General features: G+C 64.8%; 12 protein-coding genes and 1 pseudogene. 5 read left to right on the forward strand and 8 right to left on the reverse strand.

Annotated elements, in window-relative coordinates; all coding sequences use genetic code 11:
- Nucleotides 1-289 precede the first annotated feature (289 nt).
- Genes E5A74_RS21210 through E5A74_RS06355 form a run of 3 tightly spaced genes read left to right on the forward strand, consistent with a single transcriptional unit; the run spans nt 290 to nt 4,238 of the window.
- Entirely contained in the window at nt 290-1,138 is an 849-nt protein-coding gene (locus E5A74_RS21210) for a hypothetical protein (RefSeq protein WP_240699689.1), read from the forward strand.
- Nucleotides 1,139-1,158: 20 nt separating this feature from the next.
- Entirely contained in the window at nt 1,159-3,813 is a 2,655-nt protein-coding gene (locus tag E5A74_RS06350) for an RHS repeat-associated core domain-containing protein (RefSeq protein WP_166745672.1), read from the forward strand.
- Between the two features lie 56 nt (nt 3,814-3,869).
- On the forward strand, nt 3,870-4,238 hold the full coding sequence (locus E5A74_RS06355; protein ID WP_166745673.1) for a hypothetical protein: 369 nt from the start codon (nt 3,870-3,872) through the stop codon (nt 4,236-4,238).
- A gap of 544 nt (nt 4,239-4,782) precedes the next feature.
- Here the strand turns inward: E5A74_RS06355 and E5A74_RS06360 are convergent.
- Nucleotides 4,783-5,346, reverse strand: a pseudogene (locus E5A74_RS06360) (chromate transporter); the annotation flags it as partial.
- A gap of 119 nt (nt 5,347-5,465) precedes the next feature.
- Entirely contained in the window at nt 5,466-7,703 is a 2,238-nt protein-coding gene (gene pelA / locus E5A74_RS06365) for a pectate lyase (RefSeq protein WP_135983429.1), read from the reverse strand.
- 353 nt (nt 7,704-8,056) lie between these two features.
- Between pelA and E5A74_RS06370 the strand changes: the two genes are divergently transcribed.
- On the forward strand, nt 8,057-8,758 hold the full coding sequence (locus tag E5A74_RS06370) for a TetR/AcrR family transcriptional regulator (protein WP_135983430.1): 702 nt from the start codon (nt 8,057-8,059) through the stop codon (nt 8,756-8,758).
- Here the strand turns inward: E5A74_RS06370 and E5A74_RS06375 are convergent.
- The 3 genes from E5A74_RS06375 to E5A74_RS06385 are packed head-to-tail and all read right to left on the reverse strand — an operon-like array spanning nt 8,730 to nt 13,394.
- The gene (locus E5A74_RS06375) at nt 8,730-11,480 is read right to left on the reverse strand and encodes a polysaccharide lyase family protein (RefSeq protein ID WP_166745674.1); all 2,751 of its coding nucleotides are present in this window, start codon (nt 11,478-11,480) and stop codon (nt 8,730-8,732) included. The genes E5A74_RS06370 and E5A74_RS06375 overlap by 29 nt on opposite strands.
- Nucleotides 11,481-11,520: 40 nt before the next feature.
- Nucleotides 11,521-12,498: an alpha/beta hydrolase gene (locus E5A74_RS06380; protein ID WP_166745675.1), complete on the reverse strand. Its 978-nt coding sequence runs from the start codon at nt 12,496-12,498 to the stop codon at nt 11,521-11,523.
- A gap of 41 nt (nt 12,499-12,539) precedes the next feature.
- On the reverse strand, nt 12,540-13,394 hold the full coding sequence (locus E5A74_RS06385) for a rhamnogalacturonan acetylesterase (protein ID WP_240699690.1): 855 nt from the start codon (nt 13,392-13,394) through the stop codon (nt 12,540-12,542).
- A gap of 176 nt (nt 13,395-13,570) precedes the next feature.
- Here E5A74_RS06385 and E5A74_RS06390 point away from each other — a divergent pair, with 176 nt between their 5' ends.
- The gene (locus tag E5A74_RS06390; protein ID WP_166745676.1) at nt 13,571-16,669 is read left to right on the forward strand and encodes a TonB-dependent receptor; all 3,099 of its coding nucleotides are present in this window, start codon (nt 13,571-13,573) and stop codon (nt 16,667-16,669) included.
- 4 nt (nt 16,670-16,673) lie between these two features.
- Here E5A74_RS06390 and E5A74_RS06395 read toward each other — a convergent pair whose 3' ends face one another.
- The 3 genes from E5A74_RS06395 to E5A74_RS06405 are packed head-to-tail and all read right to left on the reverse strand — an operon-like array spanning nt 16,674 to nt 19,385.
- The gene (locus E5A74_RS06395) at nt 16,674-17,621 is read right to left on the reverse strand and encodes an alpha/beta hydrolase (protein WP_240699691.1); all 948 of its coding nucleotides are present in this window, start codon (nt 17,619-17,621) and stop codon (nt 16,674-16,676) included.
- Nucleotides 17,622-17,644: 23 nt separating this feature from the next.
- The gene (gene kduI, locus E5A74_RS06400; RefSeq protein WP_135983435.1) at nt 17,645-18,487 is read right to left on the reverse strand and encodes a 5-dehydro-4-deoxy-D-glucuronate isomerase; all 843 of its coding nucleotides are present in this window, start codon (nt 18,485-18,487) and stop codon (nt 17,645-17,647) included.
- A complete protein-coding gene (locus E5A74_RS06405; protein WP_206365785.1) occupies nt 18,480-19,385 on the reverse strand; it encodes an ROK family protein in 906 nt (301 codons plus the stop codon). Before E5A74_RS06405 ends, kduI begins: the two co-directional genes overlap by 8 nt.

The following is a 19,385-nucleotide window of genomic DNA, read 5'->3' on the forward strand; positions in this document are numbered from 1 at the left end:
GACTAAGGCATGTGCGGTTAACCTGTCAGAGTTTCTTGTCACGGCCTTTTCCGCGTGCCCAGCAGGCGTTCAAAGTGTTAGTTACGGATATTCACCGGATAACCTTACGCTGACAAGCGCAACTAATCGCGTAAATCAGATAGCATACTATGAATATGTGTCCGCCGGTAGTCGGAATCACTTATCTTGCGTCAAGCCAGCAGGGACGACTAGTTGCTCCATCACGAACCAGTATAATATTTGTCAACGCGACCCCACCCTTACCCAAGATCCGCCGGGACTGCGAGAAATGGATCAGGTGATTTGGCAGGGAACTGCAACCGGCGAGACTTTCACGTACTCATTTCCCGCCAATCCAGTGTGCCCGAAGCAAACTTACGGAAACGCGGTCACCATCACGGCGAATGACGGCACGGGCAGGAGCGTGATAACGAACAAGTCCGGCTCACCAACCTCATTGGTAGACGAGCTGGGCAGGCAAACCCTCACCACCTACCCAAACGCGTTGTACAATTTGAATTCTCCCTTTCCGAACTCGGTCGCGTTCCCCGAGGGAAATTCTATTCAATATCAATATGATGGACGTAAGAATCTCGTGCAGGGCACGATGATCGGCAAGCCAGGTTCGGCGGTTAGCGATATTATTTCAAGTGCGTCATATCCAACAACATGCACAACCGCCGCAACATGCAACAAGCCCACCTCGTTCACAGACGCGAGAGGCTACACCACGACATATGGGTACTATGATTTTGGCGAGATCAAATATCAGCTGTCACCGCCGGACCAGAATGGTATCAGTCCAGGAAAATTCTACTCCTACGCGCAGCGATATGCATGGGTGAAATCTGCGTCGGGTTACTCGCCTGCAGGAGCGCCCATTTGGGTTCTGACTTCGGAGAGTAATTGCCGAACCTCTGCCATGGATCCGAACAGCGGCGCATGCGCAAGCGGTTCTGCTGATCAAGTCGTTACAACGTATGATTATGGGCCGGACGGCGGCCCCAACGTTCTTCTGATCCGCGGTAGGGTCGTCTCGTCGGCCGGCACATCGCTGCGGACCTGCTACGGTTACGACAGCAACGGCAACAAGATCTTCGAGACCAGCCCGCGTGCGGGTCTGTCGGTGTGCCAATGATCGCGGGGGGAATGGGGCCGATGAAGAAGCATGTTGCCGGGCTGCTCTGCGCCGCTGCGATTTTCGTGCCTGGCGCGGCGCTCGCCCAGTCGGCGGCGTCGGACTTCACCAGCGCGACGCGCTACGATGCGGCGCGGCGGATCGTGGGGACGATCGCGCCTGATCCCGACGGCACCGGCCCGCTGCATCATGCCGCGACGCGCACCATGTACGATGCGGCCGGTCGGGTCATGCGCGTCGAGAAGGGCGAGCTTGCCGCCTGGCAGTCCGAGGCGGTGCTGCCTGAGAACTGGACCGGCTTCACGATCTTCAGCCAGGTCGACACCGCGTATGACGCGATGGACCGCAAGATCGTTGAGCGTGTCTGGGCTTCAGGCGTCAATTACGCCGTGACGCAGTACAGCTACGACAATGTGGGCCGCCTCGAATGCACGGCGGTCAGGATGAACCCGGCGGCGTTCACCTCGCTTCCGGCGAGCGCCTGCACGCTGGGGACTGAGGGTACTCAGGGCCCGGACCGGATCATCAAAAACGTCCATGACGCGGCCGGGCAATTGGCGCAGATCCGCAAGGCAGTCGGCACGAGCCTCGAGCAAGCCTATGCAACCTATGCCTACACGCCAAACGGCAAGCAAGAATATGTCGTCGACGCCAACGGCAACAAGGCGCGGCTGGCTTATGACGGCTTCGACCGGCAGAGTGGCTGGTACTTCCCCTCGACAGTGAAGCCGACGGCTTACAATCCCTCGACCCCGGCCAATGCGCTGGCGACCTCAGGCGCGGTCAGCACGACGGACTATGAGGCCTATGGCTATGACGCCAGCGGCAACCGCACGTCCTTAAGGAAGCGCGACGGGCGGACCTTCACGTACGCTTTCGACGCGCTCAACCGCGTCACGAGCAAGGCCGTGCCGGATGCGTGCGTGTCGGGCTATGCCTGCACCAACGTGACGGCATCGGCGACGCGCGATGTCTATTATAGCTATGACCTGCGCGGGCTGCAGACCGCGGCGCGGTTCGACAGTGCCTTGGGCGCCGATACGGTGACAAGCGGCTATGACGGGTTGGGGCAGCTGACGAGTACCACCACCAGCATGGGTGGCACCAGCCGGACATTCAGCTATCTTTACGATCGGAACGGCAACCGCACGCGAATCACACATCCAGACGGCAACTATTTCACCTATGCCTATGATGGACTCGATCGCGCGACTTCCATCTCGCAGAATGACAGCGCGATCGTTGTCACTATGGGCTGGGACGCGCAGGGCCGGCGGTCGAGCGAGACTCGCGGCGGTGTCGCCACCACCTATGGCTATGACGCGATCTCACGGCCGAACAGTGTCGCCGACAATCTGGCGGGCTCGACGCACGACCTGACGACCAGCTTCGGCTACAGTCCGGCGAACCAGATCACGAGCCGGACTCGCTCGAACACGCTCTATGCGTTCGACGGCTTTGTCAGCGTCAACCGCACCTATGCGATCAACGGGCTCAACCAATATAGCTCGGCTGGCGGCGTGTCCTTCGGCTATGATTCCAACGGCAACCTGACCGCGAGCGGGGCCACCGCCTATACCTACGACGCCGAGAACCGGCTGGTGGGGGCGTCCACGGGCGCCACCCTCACCTACGACCCACTGGGCCGGCTCTACGAGACCTACGGCACGACCACGGGCGCCACGCGCTTTGTCTATGCCGGCGGCCAGCTGATGGCCGAGTACAACAGTTCGGGCACGCTGCTGAAGCGCTATGTGCACGGCGTCGGCGAGGACGATCCTTTGCTCTGGTACGAGGGCGCGGACCTTTCCGTTCGCCGGAGCCTGCAGATCGATCACCAGGGCTCGATCGTCTCGGTCGCCAACGCCGACGGATCGGCATACCAGCTCAACAAATACGACGAATACGGCATCCCGGGCACCAACCTCGGGCGCTTCCAGTACACGGGACAAGCTTGGATCCCAGAGCTGGGCATGTATTACTACAAAGCCCGCATCTACTCACCGACCCTCGGACGCTTCCTGCAGACCGACCCCATCGGGTATGACGATCAGGTCAACTTGTACGCCTATGTCGCAAATGATCCGATCAATGGGCGAGACCCGACAGGAAAACAGTGCGAGACGCCAACAGGAAGCCATATTTGCCAAAAAACTGAGCAGGTGAAAATTGGTGAGAGCAGTGATGGGACGCATGTATTTTTAGCCACGAGATTCGCGAACAGCGGTCAAATCATTCGAGTGCAATCGGTGGCCACAGGTAAAGTCAATGATGAATCATGGCTTATGGATGCTGCTGCTGGCGCGGTAGGAGCCGCTAGGGCACTTTTTGGTCGCCGCGCTGGATCCGCTCTGGTGGGGTTAGCCATTGGCGCCGAGCGAGGGGCGACCACAGCGGAACTGCAGGTTGCCCGCGATGCAGCGGTTCAGCTACTAAAGCAAAATCCCGGGTCTAATGCTCTGTTTAACTCAGTGTGGGGCTCTGGCATAAAGGGTGCAGAAGCAGCTCTGGCAAGGTCTGGCATATCCGCCCCGACGGGACTAACTCCAGAAGTAGCAGCCGCATACCGGACTACATTACAGTATCAGGTTGCGCGCGGTCTTGAGACGAGCAATCAAGCCATTGTCGATATTGCAAAGTTGCGCTTGCAAGTATTGGAAAGAATGGGATTCTGATTATTATGTCACCGTCGGATCTTCCTTCCGCCTTTCGTGCAAAAGGCATCAGAATAATGCCTCCCGCAGCTTCTGAGGCCATAAAAAAAATAGCGATAATGTACAGAATACCAGAAGATTCATACATCCTCGATATTTACAGGGAGTTTGATGGTTTTGATGGTGATTTTGACGCCAAATCCTTATTGAACCTCTGGGGAACCGGATCTATTATTGATGCGTTCGAAGAATTCGGAACAAGATCGCTTTTACCGTTTTCCGATTTTTCGTTTATGACTGACGTATATTGTCTTAGAACCAATGATCCGGGGGGGTCAATCTGGGGCGAACTCAATTCCGCCCATGTTGACCTCAACTTGAATACGTTCTTTGCTAAGTGGTTGGGCGGTGGTTTTGACCACGAGCTTGGCATTTTTTCGAGTTGAACACCTCGCGACATGGACGAATATGTCGCGCTCATCGTTGAAGAGCGGGCGTTTGGCCGCGCCGAGTGAGATGACCGAACGACGGCTTTCGGGATCGCCGTCCGGTAGGTCAAATGGCTGCTAGGCGGCGCAAAGCTGCCATCGCGTTCACGCAAGCTGAGAGCTCACGCGGTGGACTATGCTTCCTCGAGCAGGGCCAGGCGAGTACGCACCGATCTGATCCGCCGGCAAGATGCCGGTAAGGCGGAATCGGTCTCCCAGCGACGACAAGCGACGGGCCCCGATCGGCGAGTTCGGCAGCGAACCGGACTGACCTTGGCAAGCGCCTTCCCCGAGCCCGTATAATTGTTCTCGTGCTTGCGAGCAGATAAGCCGCTCGGGCAGACCGTAGGACTTCGAGGGATCAAGCTTCAACGGCTTGAGTTCATGTGGTCCTGCGAACGCCGAGGCGGTCTGGGCGGCGGCGCGCAGTCATCTTAGGAGCTCCCAGTCCCCGGTGACAACCGCTTCGCGGCGAGTGAGATCGGACATGCTGGCTCCCGGCTCACTGGACGAAGAGGACGTAGAGTGCGCCCGCTACCGCGCAGGCGGCCAGCACCTGCAGCACGCCGACCTTGAAGCGGAACACGGCAACCGCCGCCAGAACCGCCAGCACCAAGGCCGCCAGGTTGATCGTGCCGGGCACGGGCACGTCGAAGCTCCCGATGCCGAACGAGACTGAACGCACCCGTCCGAACAGGGTGTGGATGGCGAACCAGATCGCGAGGTTGAGGATGACACCGACCACCGCCGCGGTGATCGCGGAGAGCGCCGCCGAAAGCGCCCGATTGCCCCGCAACCGCTCGATGAAAGGCGCACCCGCGAAAATCCAGAGGAAGCAAGGGACGAAAGTCACCCAGGTGGTGAGGATCGCGCCGAGCGTCGCGGCGACGAGCGGGTTGAGGCCGCCCGCATCGCGGTACGCGGCGAGGAAGCCGACGAACTGCGTCACCATGATCAGCGGGCCCGGCGTGGTCTCCGCCATGCCGAGGCCGTCGAGCATCTCGCCCGGCTTGAGCCAGCCATAAGTCTCGACCGCTTCCTGTGCGACATAGGCGAGCACCGCATAGCCGCGCGCCCAGACGCGCGTGATACGTGCCTTCATATTTCCTCTCCCCTGTGAACCGGCACTCATCTCACTGGCGAGCGCCTGATCCTGACCGGCCGGCGACGCGCCGGCGCCCGGTGTCAGCGATGCTGTTTGACCCACTCGGCGTACCGCGCGAGTACCGCGCTTCCGCCATTGCCGTACCAGGCGTAGCCGGCACGCCGTTCTTGCTCGACTTCGGCCATGGCGTAGCGAATGACGCCGTCGCGCCCGACGAAGATCGGACGATTGGTGCCGATCTGATAATAGCGCGCCCAGATCGTCGGCGCCGACGGGTCCGGGCGCGCGATGCGGTCATCGGCGGTCACCTCGACACGCAAACCATCGATCTGGACCTTGCGATACCAGGCGACGCCGGCCTCGATAGCGCGGCGCACCTCCTGGCCGGGGCGCTCGATGCTCATCAGCAGCAGGAGCACGCCGGCGCTTTCGCCGCCGCTGATTGCCACGGGTTCGAAAGCGCGGGCGCCGCGCGGCGCGAGCGTCTTCTCGTCATATTGCTGCGCCCAGGCAGTGCGTTCGCCATTGGCCTGAATCTGGGTCTTGAGAATGAAGTCGAGACCGCGATCGAATCCTGCCTGCGCCGCCTTGCGGCGTGCCGTGGGCAGGATGCCGAATTCGGGCCGGGTGGCGACATCGCGCAGCAATTCCATCAGATCGACGATCTCGTCGTCGTTGAACGTCGCCTGATGGTCATAGGGGTTGGTGAAGACCGGCCAGCTGTGCGGGAAACCCCCGCCTGGATATTGCGCGTCGAGGATATAGCCGAGCCCGCGGTCGATCGCGGCGGGATAGCGCGGATCGGGCTTCGCGGCGTGCGCGCGGGCGAGAAAGCGCATCTCGTTGACTGTCGCCTTGATCAGCGCGGCGCGCGTGCCCCACGGACCGGCCTGCGCCGGATCGCCGCGATTGGGCTCGAGCGTCGTGTTCATCAGCGGCCAGCCGCCCGCCTTCGGGTCCTGCCACGACAGGATATTGTCGGCGATCGTGCGCGCTTCGTCGCCCGCGAACCAGCTCTCGGGCTTTACCGCCATCGCCGGCCACCACGCGATCGGCCGGTTGGGATTGGCCTTGCGCGCGGCATTGGCGGCGGCGACGCCCGGATCGCCGAACTGGCGCGCCATGAAGTCGGCCATCGCCGCGAGGTCTTCGGGAAGGACCTTGTGGCCGCCCTTATGGGTGAAAATCTGGAGCCGATCGCCGGCGCCGAACAGATCATAGACCGGCCGCGCCGCATCGGCGGCAACCTTCTCGCCGTGCCAGTCGGACCAGGTATCTTCGTCGCCATTGACCAGCAACATCGGCCGCGGCGCGATCAGCGACAGCAGCATATGGCCGTCGACGGGCAGTTTGCCGACATCGCCGCCATAGCTCTGGTAGCGCGGCGCGAACCAGTAATGATAGCGCTCGGGGCTGGCGATGTCGGCGACGGTCTCGCCGAAATCGCGGCGGCTGATCGATGCGCCCGATTCTCCCGAGATCAGCGGGAACGCGAGCGTGAAGCGCGGGTCCTGCGCCGCCGCCCAGAGCGTTGCCTTGCCCAGCCGCGACGCTCCCGACAGTGCGATCTTGCCGCCATCGATGGCCTTCTCGGTCTGCAGCCAGTCGACGATCCGGCTGAGGCCCCAGGCCCAGGCGCCGATCGCACCCCATTCGTCGGGCTTGCGCGGATCATGGGTGCCGCCGAGCGCGGCGCGGACGCCGAACTTCTCGCCGCCCGCGAAATCGGGCTCGATGTCGCCATAATAGACATGCGCGACTGCAAAGCCCTTCCCGACGAAAGGCCTGGCGTCGAAACCGGCAAGGTTGAGCGCCTGACGATCGGGGACGCGCGTCCTGGTCTTGCCGTCCCATGCCATGCCTTCGTCGATGCCGGGCTCGTTGAACACGAGGACGTTGGGCGAGAAGCCGATATGGAGCAGCACCGGCACCGGGCCCTTGGCGTTGGCCGGCGTGTAGAGCACCACGCGGATCTTCGTGTCGCCGACAACGAGCCGGACCTGCGTGCGCCTGGCCAGACCGCCGAGCCCGATGCCGTCCCGCTCGACGGGTTCGACGCGGGGCCTGACGTCGGTGGCCGGGGTCACGCCGAACTGGTTCGCGGCGAACAACCGCAGGATCTCGGGGCGTCGATCGCGCGTCCAGGTCGACGCGTCGCGCACCGGCCGCCCGTCCGCCAGCTTGAGGATCTCGGGCAGGACGTAGCTGCCGACTTTGGCCTCGTCGACATTGGTGACATGCTTTGCCGGGGTCTGGGCATGCGCCACGACGGTCAGGCCGAAACCGCCAAGAAGGATGAGAGTCGTACGGAGCATCATTGCAAGGTCCCGAATACGCTTCGAAAAACCGGGCCGGCCGAGGGGTCAGCCGGCCCGGACAGAGGCGGGATTTCAGCGCGTGCGGCACGCACTGAACGCGTGGCGCCGGGATGCGCGGCATGGGCCTCGCACGGCGCGGTTCGACAGGCTCTCGGCAAGCGGGACCATTGCATTCCTCCCCGAGCGGCGCCGCTTTCGTATCGGTGCTCTGCTCTGCTAGAATCACCGATGCGACCGGTGTCAGCGCCATAAGATCACTTCAACGGTTTACCGTCAATAGTGACTGTGTATTGGACATTCATGACGCATAAATGGCATAAGACCGCGATTTTCTGGATAGGATACAGGACAAAATGACGGTAGCGGAGAAGGCGAGGACGAAGTCGACACGCGGGCCGCACGCCGAACGATCGGCGTCGATGCGCCAGCGGCTGGTCGACGCCGCGATCGCCTGCCTGTGCCGCGTCGGCTACGCCGCCACCACCACCCAGCTGGTGATGGACGAGGCCGGCGTCAGCCGCGGCGCGATGCTCCACCATTTCCCGACCAAGGTCGATCTGGTGATCGCCGTCGGGGAATATGCTGCTGCGGCGCAGAACCGGCATGTCCGCCGCCGGCTCGCCGTCGTTCCCGAAGGGATGGAACGCTATCTCGCGCTGACCGAGACGACCTGGGAAGCGATGTGCCAGCCCCCGGCGATCGCGCTGGTCGAGATCATGGTCGCGTCGCGCAGCGATCCGTCGCTTGGCGAGCGCTTCCCGCAGGTCATCGACGCGCTCGAGGCGCAGCAGCGCGAGGATGTGTGGGTGATGGCGCAGGAGCTCGGCATCGCCGATCGCGATTCGGTCGAGCGGATGATCCGGCTGCACCGCGCGGCGATGCGCGGTCTGGCGCTCGAACAGGTGTTCAAGGGCGATCGCGGCTCGGCCGAGGCAGCGATGGAACTGCTCGAATGGTACAAGCGCGAGCTGACCGGAAAATTGCTCATCCAGAGAAGCGCGCCGCTGTTCCCCGAGGCGCAGACGGTCACGACGCCAGAGGAACCTCGCGCCTGATGGTCTGGGCGCCGCGGCGATATTCGAGCACAAGCCTGTCGCCCGACTGCCATGCGGCGACGAGCGGGTCCGCGGCCTCGGCGACGATCTCGCGCGGCAGATTGGCATTGCCGGCGAGGTCGAACGCGACGATCCGGCGGTGCGGCGCGCCGGCGTCGGTGACAAAATAGAAGGTCGCGCCGCGCGCTCCCGCGAAGCGCCAGCGATCCACATTGGTCGCTACCGGCTGCCATGGGCCGGGCTTGTCCACGGTCGCGTCGATGATCGTCACCGAATCGCCCGCCTCGGCGGGAAGGCTCGACGTCACCACCAGCCAGTGGCCGTCCTCGGTGAGCGCGGCGCGGTGCGTCGTCCGCGCGCGATCGCTGAAATAGACGGGGTCATCGGCATCCTGCTCAGCGCCGATGCGATGGCGGTAGAGCGCGTGGTGGACGCCGAATTCCTTGAGAAACGGATCGGTCGGCGGCTCGCCATAGCCCGAATAGAACAGCGCCCGCCCGTCGGGTGTCCATTGCAGCCGCGAATCCTTCACCCAGCGCAGCCGATCGGCCAGCAGTCCCGCATCGGCATCGAGCACGCTGACGGTCTGAAAGCCGTCGGCGCCGGCGATCCCCAGCGCCACCCGGCGCCCGTCGCGCGATACCGCCCAATCGGCGAGCGTTCCGCCGGTGCCGGCGAGCGGCGCCAGATCGGTCTCGCCCGCAGCACCTCGCCAGTTGCGCGCGAGCAGTTGCGGCGCGCCGTCCGGGCCGGTGGCGGTGCGGAATTGCGCGACGGGCGGCGGCGCGAACGGCCAGGGTGCGCGCGGAGCCGCTGCGCTGGCGGGAGCCGATGGCGCGGGCGCCGCGGATGCCTCTGCGGCAGCGGCTGGTGTTGCCGCGAACGCCCGCGCCTCGTCTAGCTCGAGCCGCAGATAGTCATAGGCCACGCCGGCATTGAGCGGTCCGGCGGGTACCGTCACGACCAGTTCGTTGTCGCCGCGCCAGAGCAGCGCGCCGTCGAAGGCCAGCTCGACTTCGTACCATTTGCCGTAGATCTGGTGCCGGGTGATCGCGCCTTCGGGGCGGCCGAGCTTGAGCGCCCCCACCGCCTGGCCGTTGACGGATATGTCGAGCGACGGCGCCCCGGTCGCGGTGATCGCCACACGCAGCGTCGCCGTTCCCTTCCCCGCCGCCTTCATCGGAAACAGGATGCGATAGGGCGTCGCCGCGCCGTTGCCGAGGATGCCGCGGAACGGTGAGACCTCGGCCTTTTGCCCTTTCGGGTCCGGCGCCTGGATGAAGAACCAGTCCTTGCCGGGCGTCGAGTTGCCGATGCGATAGGCGGTGCCGTTCGCAAAGCTCCCGGCATAGCGCAGCTGCACGCCGGGATCGAAATAGCGATCGGCACCGGCGAATTCGGCGGCGCTGCGATCGGCGACCCCGACTTCCCAGAGCGGACGCCCCTTGCGGATCGGCGCCCAGGCGAGCGCGCCCAGATCGACCGGGCGCCCTCCCTCGGGCACCACGACATCCGCCTTGGCGAACGCGCCGAGCACGCCCTCGGCATAGGCATAGAGCGTGTAGCTGCCCGGCACGACGTCGGCGATCCTGAAGCTGCCGTCCGGCGCGACCTGCTTCGACCAGAACTGATAATGCTTGCCGTCGGTGTCCCAGCCGATGTCGCGCGGGCCCAGATAAGTCTGCGCCGGATAGGTCGGCTTCGCCAAACCCACGGTCAGTGTGCCGGGGAAGCGATTGCGGAGCACCGGATCCTTGAGCGACAGGCGACCGCGGACTTCGCTGCGTTCGTTCGCGTGGCGATAGCCGCCGCCGACCACCCAGCCATAGGGCCATTTGGCGTCCTCGCGCGCGAGCTGCGCCCGGGCATCGGCGAGCATCGCCTCCGACGTCGCGCCCTCATTCACGTAGAAGAAGATCGGACCGATCACCTTGGTCCAGTCCTCACCCTTGGCGAAGTCGACATTGGCGCCGCCATAATGGCTCGACTTCCAGTAATTGAGCACGGTGGGCTCGGTGCCGTGCGCGAGGAATTCGGCCTTGGTCGGCCCGCCGCTCAGATACTCGGCCGAAGGGTTCATCATGAACCAGCCGAGCTTCTTCTCGGGACTGGTCCAGCCGAACACCCGCTCCTCCCACTGGAGCGCCGTGTAGACATATTTGTCGATGCCTTCGCCAAGCAGTGGGTATTTGCCGCTGCGCGCCCCGTCGACATGGATATTGGTGAAGAACTTCTCGAGCTTCACCGCGTAGCGCGCCTCCGCCATGAAGCCGGCGTCGTATTCGGGCCGGTGGTGGAGGATCGAATAGGTGTAGATGCCGCGCTCGCCGCGGCCGAGCGCGTAGCGGATGTCGATGTCGAGCTGCACGTCGCCGTCGGGCGCGGTGCCCGGGCCGTGCCCCATCTTGATCCCGCCCGATATTCCCTTGACCGAGACTTCACCGCGCGCGCCGCCATTGGCGGAGGGGTCGATCGAAACCCGCGCGATCGTCTCCTTGCCGCCGGTGGTGTCGTGCGACCAATAGCCGCCCGAATGGCCGCCCGAATCCTTCTCGACCGTTTCGGTGCCCTTGTAGGTCATCGACAGCAGGTCACCGGTTCGCTTCGAGACCATCGCCGTGACGATGCCGTTGGACAGCGTATAGGCCTCGCGCGTCTCGGTGACGGTGACCGGTCGGTCCGCCTGCGCCGCGGCGGGAAGCGCGACGAGCAACGCGGCCATTGCCGCGAACCATCGCAACCAGCTTTTCGGGTTTCGCATCTTACCCCCTCGCATTTGCGCCGGGCGCGGCAAAACCACTGCGCGCCAGCCATTGGATGAACAGTTCCGGCCAGGCGGAGACGGGCGTGCCGGGTTTGAACCCCTGCCCCATGTCGTGGCCGCCGCCGTCGAAGATATGGAGTTCGGCCGCGACGCCCACCGCCCGCAGCGCGGAGAACATCAGGATGCTGTTCTGCGGCGAGACCACGCGATCACTCGCCGAATGGGCGAGGAAGCAGGGCGGAGTCCGCGGCGTCACGCGCAGCTCGGCCGAATGCGACGCGGCCTGATCGGCGGAAGGCATCGCGCCGAACAACGCCTTGGTCGAAGCGCCGTGGCGATGGGGCTCGGTCATGGTGATCACCGGGCAGGCGAGCAGCGCGAAATCGGGCCGCGCCGATACCGAAGCGAGTGCATTTGAGGGCGGCTGCAGGTCATCCGCGAATCGCGTCGCGGCAGAGGCCGCGATATGTCCGCCGGCGGAGAACCCCGCGACGCCGATGCGCGCGGGATCCACCCCGAACGCCGCGGCACGCGCGCGCACCAGACGGATCGCCTGCTGCACGTCCTGGAGCGAAGCATCGGGGCCCGCGCGCCAACCGCCACCTGGCAGGCGATAGAGCAGGTCGAACACCCAATAGCCGCGATCCGCCAACCAGTTCGGCGGCCCCGGGCTGCGCCCGACGAGGACATAGCCGCCGCCGGCGCAAGTGATGATCCCCGCGCCATTCGGCCTGGCGGGGCGATAGGGCGTTATCACCGGCCGGGTCACGTTGACGACAGGATGATAGCGCGCCGGCAATTTGGGATCGATCGGCATCGGCGGCCGGACGCGCTCGGCCAGTATGTCATCCGGCCAGAGCGGTATATCGAGCTCCGCGGCCGGCGCCGCCCTGGCGGCCGCCGGAAGCGTCGCCGCGGCCGCGCCGCCAGCCAACACTCCCCGCCGGCTCAACCGTGCGGCATCTACAGTCACCATATCCGGTATTCCTGCCAACTCGTTCCACATGATGAAACCCCTCAATGGCAGCCGCGGCGGCCGAGCGGCGTCGCGCGGACCAGATCCGGATGGCCAGCCTCGACGTTGCGCCAGTGCGGGAGCCGGAGCCGTCTATAGGCAGTGGCGACGAGGTTGGCGGCGCCGCGCGCACCCAGTTCGCGCAGATGGGTGTCGTCCTTGAGCCCCTTGGGATAGGCCGCAAAACCTTCTTCCGGGGCGATGTTCATGTACCATGCCTTGGCTGCCTCGGCGCCCGCGGCATCGATCCAGCGGCGGCTGAGCGCCTCGAGGTCGATCACCTTGACGCGCTCGCGCCTGCCGATGTCGCGGACCACAGCCGAATAGGCCGAAAAGCCCGCCTTGGCCTTGCCGTCGGGCTGGAACATGCGCTGCGCGATCGGGGTGATCAGCACCGGCGTTGCCCCCACGCGGCGCGCGTCCGCTACGAACCCGAGCAGATTGGCGCGGTATTCGGTCTCGGCGGGCGCGTAACGCGTTGGAATTCCCTGATTAGCATCATTGTGCGCGAACTGGATCAGAACGACGTCATCCTTGCGCAGATCGCGCAACAGCCGCTGCCAGCGCCCCTCGTTGCGATAGCTCTTGGTGCTGCGCCCGCCGATCGCGCGGTTCTCGACGGCGAGCCCCGGCCGGAGCGCGCAGCCCAGCATCTGCCCCCAGCCGGTCATTGGATAGGCACGCTCGCCATAGCTTTGCGCAGTCGAATCGCTGGCGATGAAGATCAGCGGCTCTGCCCCGCGCACCATTGGCGGCGGCGCCGGCATGGCCAGCGGCGCAGGCGCGATCGCCGGTGGGGGCGCTGGAATCTCCTGCGCGCCCAGCAACAGCGAAGACAGGATGATCGCGGCTTTCATCGACAGCTCTCCCCTCGCACCGAAGCCACCGACGCCGGCGCCCAATCTCTCATATTGTGGGAATATATATCATATTCACAAAAGTGATTGTCAAATCTCTTTTGCTGTGCGAGCAAGCATCGACAGTCTGAATAGACCGTAAAACGGCTATATCGGCGGTGATGGGGAGAGGAAGAATGATCGCAACTGCGGGCGCACCAACGCGCCTTCTCGTGTCGTGCAGCGCGTTCGGGCTGATGATCGCGGCCCAGACGAACGCCCAGGCGCAGACCACCGCTACGGCGCAGACCCAGACGCTCGAACCCGGCACCCCCGCGACGACAGCCGACGATCACGCCAACGACCTGATCGTCGTCACCGGCACCCGCGCCAGCCTGCAGGGTGCGATCGAACGCAAGAAGAATTCAGGCACGACGGTGGACTCGATCGTCGCGGAGGACATCGCCAGCTTTCCCGACAAGAATGTCGGCGAGGCGCTCAGCCGCGTCACCGGAGTGCAGCTGAGCCGCGATTTCGGCGAGGGCGTCGCGGTCTCGATCCGCGGGGTCGAGCCCGATCTCAACCGTGTCGAGATCAACGGCGTCACGACGCTGGGACAGGGCGGCACCGGCCAGCGCGGCGCCGATTTCCGCGAGCTCGCCTCCGAGCTGGTCAAGTCGATCGACGTCTACAAGGGCGTGACCGCCGACCTGACCGAAGGCGGTATCGGCGGCACGGTCAGCATCCAGACGCGACGACCGCTCGACCTGCGCAAACCCTTCGCGGCATTCACGGCCTCCGCGCAATATCACGACACCAGCGACACGCTCCGCCCGCGCGGCAATCTGACGATCGGCACCAACAAGCTGCTGGGCGGCAAGCTCGGCGTCATCGTCAATCTCACCTACGACAACAGCGTCACGCGCAACGACTATCTGCGCAACACCGCCTGGGCGCGGATCGGCGATCTCAACGGCGACAACAAGAAGATCACCTCACGCCCCGCGTTCGATGCGATCACCACGCTGGCGGGCTGCGCAGCGGTTCCGGTGAGCGCGCCGATCGGCGAGAGCCGCGCCGACTGCCAGCAGCAATTCTACGAGTTCGTCCCCGCGATCCCGCGCTACGGCCTGTGGATCCGCGACGACGAACGCATCTCGGGCGTGGCGACGGTCCAGTATCAGCTCACCGACCGGCTCGACATCTATGCCGAGTATCAGCGCAACCGCCGCAACAACCATTTGACCGACTATAACTACCAGTTCACGACGAGTTCGCTCGACCGGATCGACCGCAGCAACAATTGCGCGAGCTGCACCTTCGACGACGACGGCAATCTGATCGGCTTCTTCACCGCGCCCACCGCCACCACCAACCAGGCGGGTGCGGCCGGGATCTTCCGCACCGAGAAGCGCGACTTCAGCTACGTTCTCGACTCGGATTATCGCACGCTCGGCTTCAACTGGGTCGGGGAGCGCTTCCAGCTGCGCGGGTTCGGGGTGAAGTCGAAGGGCACCACGACGAGCTACAACAAGAGCCTGCTGGCGCTGGCGACGATCCCGCGCATCCGCATCGACCTCGATCCCGGGACCGGGGCGCCGAGCTTCACCTTCCCGACGGGCGTGAATCCAGCCGATCCGGCAACCTATCAGGGCCCGCTGACTCCGCAGAACGGCACGGGCGCCTGCCCGACCAGCCGGATCGTCAATTGCAGCACGCCGCTGCTCGGCGCCTTCCAGTGGCGCCCCGAGCAAGTCGACGTGACCGAGGACCAGTACAAACTCGACGCCGACTGGGAGACCGGGCTGCCCTTCCTCAAGAGCATCGAGTTCGGCGGGCAATACCGGACATCGACCTCGATCCGTTTTGCCCAGGGCGCGAACTTCTTCAACTCGGACGGGACGTTCGTCCCCACGCCATACGTCACTTCGACGGTGGCGCTGGGCGCGGCGAACAGCCAGCTTCCCTTCCCGTCTTCGGCGACCAACCCGGCGCAGGGCACCGTGCAGACCTTTACCGCCGCAAAATGGGCGCAGCTCCTCTCGACCTCGACCGAGCTGACGCCGAACATCTTCTTCAACACCGGCGATCGCGCCGGGCTTCCAGACAACTGGCTCTCGCCCAATTTCACGCGGTTGGGCGACTATTTCGACACCCAGTATCTCAACCAGGATCGCGTCCGCATGGCCAATGGCGTCGCCCAGACGCCCGCGCACGACATCCGCGAGGACATCTATGCCGGCTATCTCAAGGGCAATTTCCGGACGTCGCTGCTCGGCATGCCGTTCAGCGGCAATCTCGGCGTGCGCTGGGTCCAGACCCGCGACACCTCGACCGGCTCGAACGTACGGCGCGAGCGGCGGCCGAGCGCGGCCGATCCGACGATTACCGAGACGGTCACCGTATCGATCGACACGATCTCGCTCAGGAACCGCTACACCGACGTGCTGCCGAGCTTCAACGCCGCGCTCGAGCTGGTGCCGGACAAGCTGATGCTGCGCGTCGGTGCGGCCAAAGTGATGGCGCGGCCCAAGCCGACGCTGCTGGCGCCCAACATCAACTGCCTGTTCGATCTTACCAGCGGCGGGCTCTCGGACAGTCTCAACGATACCTGCACCGCGGGCAATCCGGCGCTCAAGCCCTATCGCGCCAACCAGTATGACCTCAATGTCGGCTGGTATCCGAACCGCGACACGCTGGTCAGCGCGGCGTTCTTCTACAAGGACATCAAGAGCTTCATCGTCGAGAATTCGCGCACCTTCAACGTCGACCTGTTCGGCGACGGCGAGCTGTTCGACCTGGTGCAACCGATCAACGCCGCGGGCGCGAAGATCCGCGGTGTCGAGCTGTCCGCCCAGACCGCCTTCACCTTCCTGCCCGCGCCTTTCGACGGGCTCGGCAGCCAGGTGAACTACACCTATTCCTCGGCCTCCAACACGGGGCTCACAAATGCGCTCACGCTCGAGGCGCTGCCCTATCCGGGGCTTTCCAATCACAATTACTCGTTGATCGGCTATTACGACAAAGGCGCGCTCAACGCCCGTGTCGCCTATACGTGGCGCTCGGAATATCTTGTCGCGGTCGCCGACGCTTCGGGGAATCCCCTGTTCCGCAAGGCCTCGGGATATCTCGACGCCAAGATCACGCTGCGCTTCCTCAACGATCGACTGCAATTCTTCGTCGAGGGCAAGAACCTCACCGGCACTACCGAGACCGCCTATGCCGGGGGCATCCGCTCGACCGATATCAGCTATCCGGGCAAGCGCTTCTTCTGGGGGATTTCCGCACGATATTGAGCTTTCATGGCGTCCGGCGGGCCGCGAGAAAGCCATGACGGGCCGCGAAACGCTCGAAGATTTGCGGCCAGGCGGCGGCCTGCATCGTCTCCGGCAAGTGCAGGCCGAAGCCATGGCCACCATCCTCGAACAGATGCAGCGCGGCAGGCCCGCCGGCCGCGCGGATCGCCTCGAACATCGCGATGCTGTTGGCTGGCGGCACCTGTGTGTCGTCAGCGCCATGGGCAAGGAAGCTCGGCGGCATGTCCGGGCCGACGCGGGTCTCGACCGAGGCCGTACGCGCGGCCTCGACAGTCGCATCCGGTCCCAGCAGCGCGTCTCGCGACCCAACATGGGCGAAGGACTCGACCATGCTGATGACGGGATAGAGGAGCGCGGCAAGGTCGGGCCGCGCGGCAATCCGGTCAGTTGCGTCCATCGGCCTATAGAGTCGTTCACCGTGCCGCGTCGCGAGGCTGGCCGCCAAATGCCCCCCGGCCGAAAAGCCGAGCGCCGCGATCCTGGCAGGATCGATCGCATAGCGCCGGGCGTGCGCCCGGACGAGGCGCAGCGCGCGTTGCGCATCCGCGAGCGGCGCGGTCGCGCGCTCGGCCCACCCCTCTCCCGGCAAGCGATAGGCAAGGATGAAGACGGTCACGCCTAGCCCCGTCAACCAGCGCGCCGGCGCCTCGCCCTCCCGATCCCAGGAGAGAAAGCGATATCCGCCGCCGGGGATCACGATCGCGGCGGCGCCGTTGGGATGTTCCGGGTGGCGGACCGCCAGCCAGGGGAGATCGATCCCGCTCAGCCAGCGAACCCGGACACCCACGGCGCTCGATTTCAGCTCGACCTTCGGCTTCGGCAATGCCTTCGGCGCCCCCGGCGGCAGGCCGGGCCACAAAAGGATCCGCTCTTCCGTCGCGCCCGCCGCGACCGCGCCCGCCGCGAGCGGCGAAGCAGCCAGTCCAGCCAACAGGGCGCGACGTGTCGGGTGGGTCACACGAGCTGGCAGATGTCGAGCAGGTTCATGTCCTCATAATCCTGGTTCTCGCCGGCCATCGCCCAGATAAAGGCATAGGCGCTCGTGCCCGCCCCCATATGGATCGACCAGGGCGGGCTGATCACCGCTTCCTCGTTGCGCATCACCAAGTGCCGCGTAGCTTCGCCCTGTCCCATATAATGGAACACCCGATCCCGCTCCGCGTCGTTCAGATCGAAGTAGAAATAGATCTCGCTGCGCCGCTCGTGGATGTGCGGCGGCGTAGTATTCCACACGCTGCCCGGTTCCAGAATGGTCAGGCCCATGGCAAGCTGGGCACTGTCGCATATTCCGGGGAGGATGAACTGGTGAATGCGGCGTGCGCTCGACGCCTCGGCACTGCCTCTGACCATCGCCCTGGCATCGGCGATGCCGAGCTTGCGGGTCTCGCAACGTCGATGCGCCGGCGTCGATGCGAGATAGAAACGCGCACCCTCGCCGGAAAAGAGAACCTCGCGCGCGCCCATGCCGACATAGAGACAGTCCTTCGGCGCCAGCACGAAGCGTTCGCCGTCGACGCTGACGATGCCCCCGACTGCCGAGACGTTGAATATGCCGAGCTCGCGCCGTTCGAGGAACGGTCGCCCCGCGACCGAGATCGGTTCGGTCTGGTCGGGCAGCGGCACGGGTGCTGTGTCTATTGCCAGCCCACCGATCACGAAGCGCTCGGCATGGGTATAGGCCAGCCGGCATTCGCCCGGGCCGAACAGCTCGGAAATCAGATAGCGGTCGCGCAACCCCTGGTTCGATACGCACTCCATCATGTCCGGATGGGTGGCGTAATAAGTGCGTCTATACATGGCGGGCCTCGAATCCAGATTGGTCCCACAGCTGCGCGGCGCCACGTACGCCGGAGGAATCGCCGAAGCGCGGCGCGCGGATCGTTCCCGACCATTCTGCGCAGAAGACATGGAGCCTGACCGCGGCGGGAAGCGGCGCGTAGATTTCATCGACATTGGACATGCCGCCCCCGAGCACGATCGCATCCGGGTCGATCACATTGACCACGCCCGCCAGCGCGCGCGCCAGCCGCTCGACATAGCGATCGAGCGCGGCCAACGCGGCCGCCTCGCCCGAGCGGGCCGCCGCGACGATTGCCTCGGCGCTGGCCGCGCCGCCATGGTTCGCGCGATAGTCCCGGGCGAATCCGGTGCCCGAGACCCAGGTTTCGATACACCCGCGCCGTCCGCACCAGCATTCGGGGCCTTCGGTCTCATCGCGGTCGGGCGACGGCAGGGGATTGTGGCCCCATTCGCCCGCGGCGGCGCCCGGCAGCAACCGACCCTCGACGACCACGCCGCCTCCGCAGCCGGTGCCGAGGATCGCACCGAAAACGGTGCCTTCCCCTCGCTCCGCCTCGGACAACGCGAAGCAATCTGCATCGTTCGCGACCTTCACCGGCCGGCCAAGCGCCGCGATGAGATCGCGTTCGAACGGCCGGCCGTTGAGGAAACGGGCATTGGCGTTGCGAACCTCGCCCGTGCGGCGCGAGACCGCGCCGGGGATGCCGATTCCGATCCGGTCGATACGCCCCAGCCGGGCGTCCAGACCGGCGGCGAGGCCGGTGATTGCCCGGATCGTGCCATCATAGTCGCGGGGGGTGGCAATGCGTTCGCGCGCGACGAACACGCCGTCGCTGTCGATGGCCGCGATCTCGATCTTCGTGCCGCCGAGGTCGATGCCGATCCGCATGGCCAT

The organism is Sphingomonas naasensis, from assembly GCF_004792695.1.
Classification (GTDB): domain Bacteria; phylum Pseudomonadota; class Alphaproteobacteria; order Sphingomonadales; family Sphingomonadaceae; genus Sphingomonas; species Sphingomonas naasensis.

What these genes read in the sequence shown, in the direction of transcription:
- E5A74_RS06355 (WP_166745673.1), top strand. Translation starts at nt 3,870, where the DNA reads ATGCCTCCCGCAGCTTCTGAGGCCATAAAAAAAATAGCGATAATGTAC.
- E5A74_RS21210 (WP_240699689.1), top strand. Translation starts at nt 290, where the DNA reads ATGGATCAGGTGATTTGGCAGGGAACTGCAACCGGCGAGACTTTCACG.
- pelA (WP_135983429.1), bottom strand. Translation starts at nt 7,703, where the DNA reads ATGATGCTCCGTACGACTCTCATCCTTCTTGGCGGTTTCGGCCTGACC.
- E5A74_RS06350 (WP_166745672.1), top strand. Translation starts at nt 1,159, where the DNA reads ATGAAGAAGCATGTTGCCGGGCTGCTCTGCGCCGCTGCGATTTTCGTG.
- E5A74_RS06380 (WP_166745675.1), bottom strand. Translation starts at nt 12,498, where the DNA reads ATGGTGACTGTAGATGCCGCACGGTTGAGCCGGCGGGGAGTGTTGGCT.
- E5A74_RS06405 (WP_206365785.1), bottom strand. Translation starts at nt 19,385, where the DNA reads ATGGCCATGCGGATCGGCATCGACCTCGGCGGCACGAAGATCGAGATC.
- E5A74_RS06385 (WP_240699690.1), bottom strand. Translation starts at nt 13,394, where the DNA reads ATGAAAGCCGCGATCATCCTGTCTTCGCTGTTGCTGGGCGCGCAGGAG.
- E5A74_RS06375 (WP_166745674.1), bottom strand. Translation starts at nt 11,480, where the DNA reads ATGGCCGCGTTGCTCGTCGCGCTTCCCGCCGCGGCGCAGGCGGACCGA.
- E5A74_RS06390 (WP_166745676.1), top strand. Translation starts at nt 13,571, where the DNA reads ATGATCGCAACTGCGGGCGCACCAACGCGCCTTCTCGTGTCGTGCAGC.
- kduI (WP_135983435.1), bottom strand. Translation starts at nt 18,487, where the DNA reads ATGTATAGACGCACTTATTACGCCACCCATCCGGACATGATGGAGTGC.
- E5A74_RS06370 (WP_135983430.1), top strand. Translation starts at nt 8,057, where the DNA reads ATGACGGTAGCGGAGAAGGCGAGGACGAAGTCGACACGCGGGCCGCAC.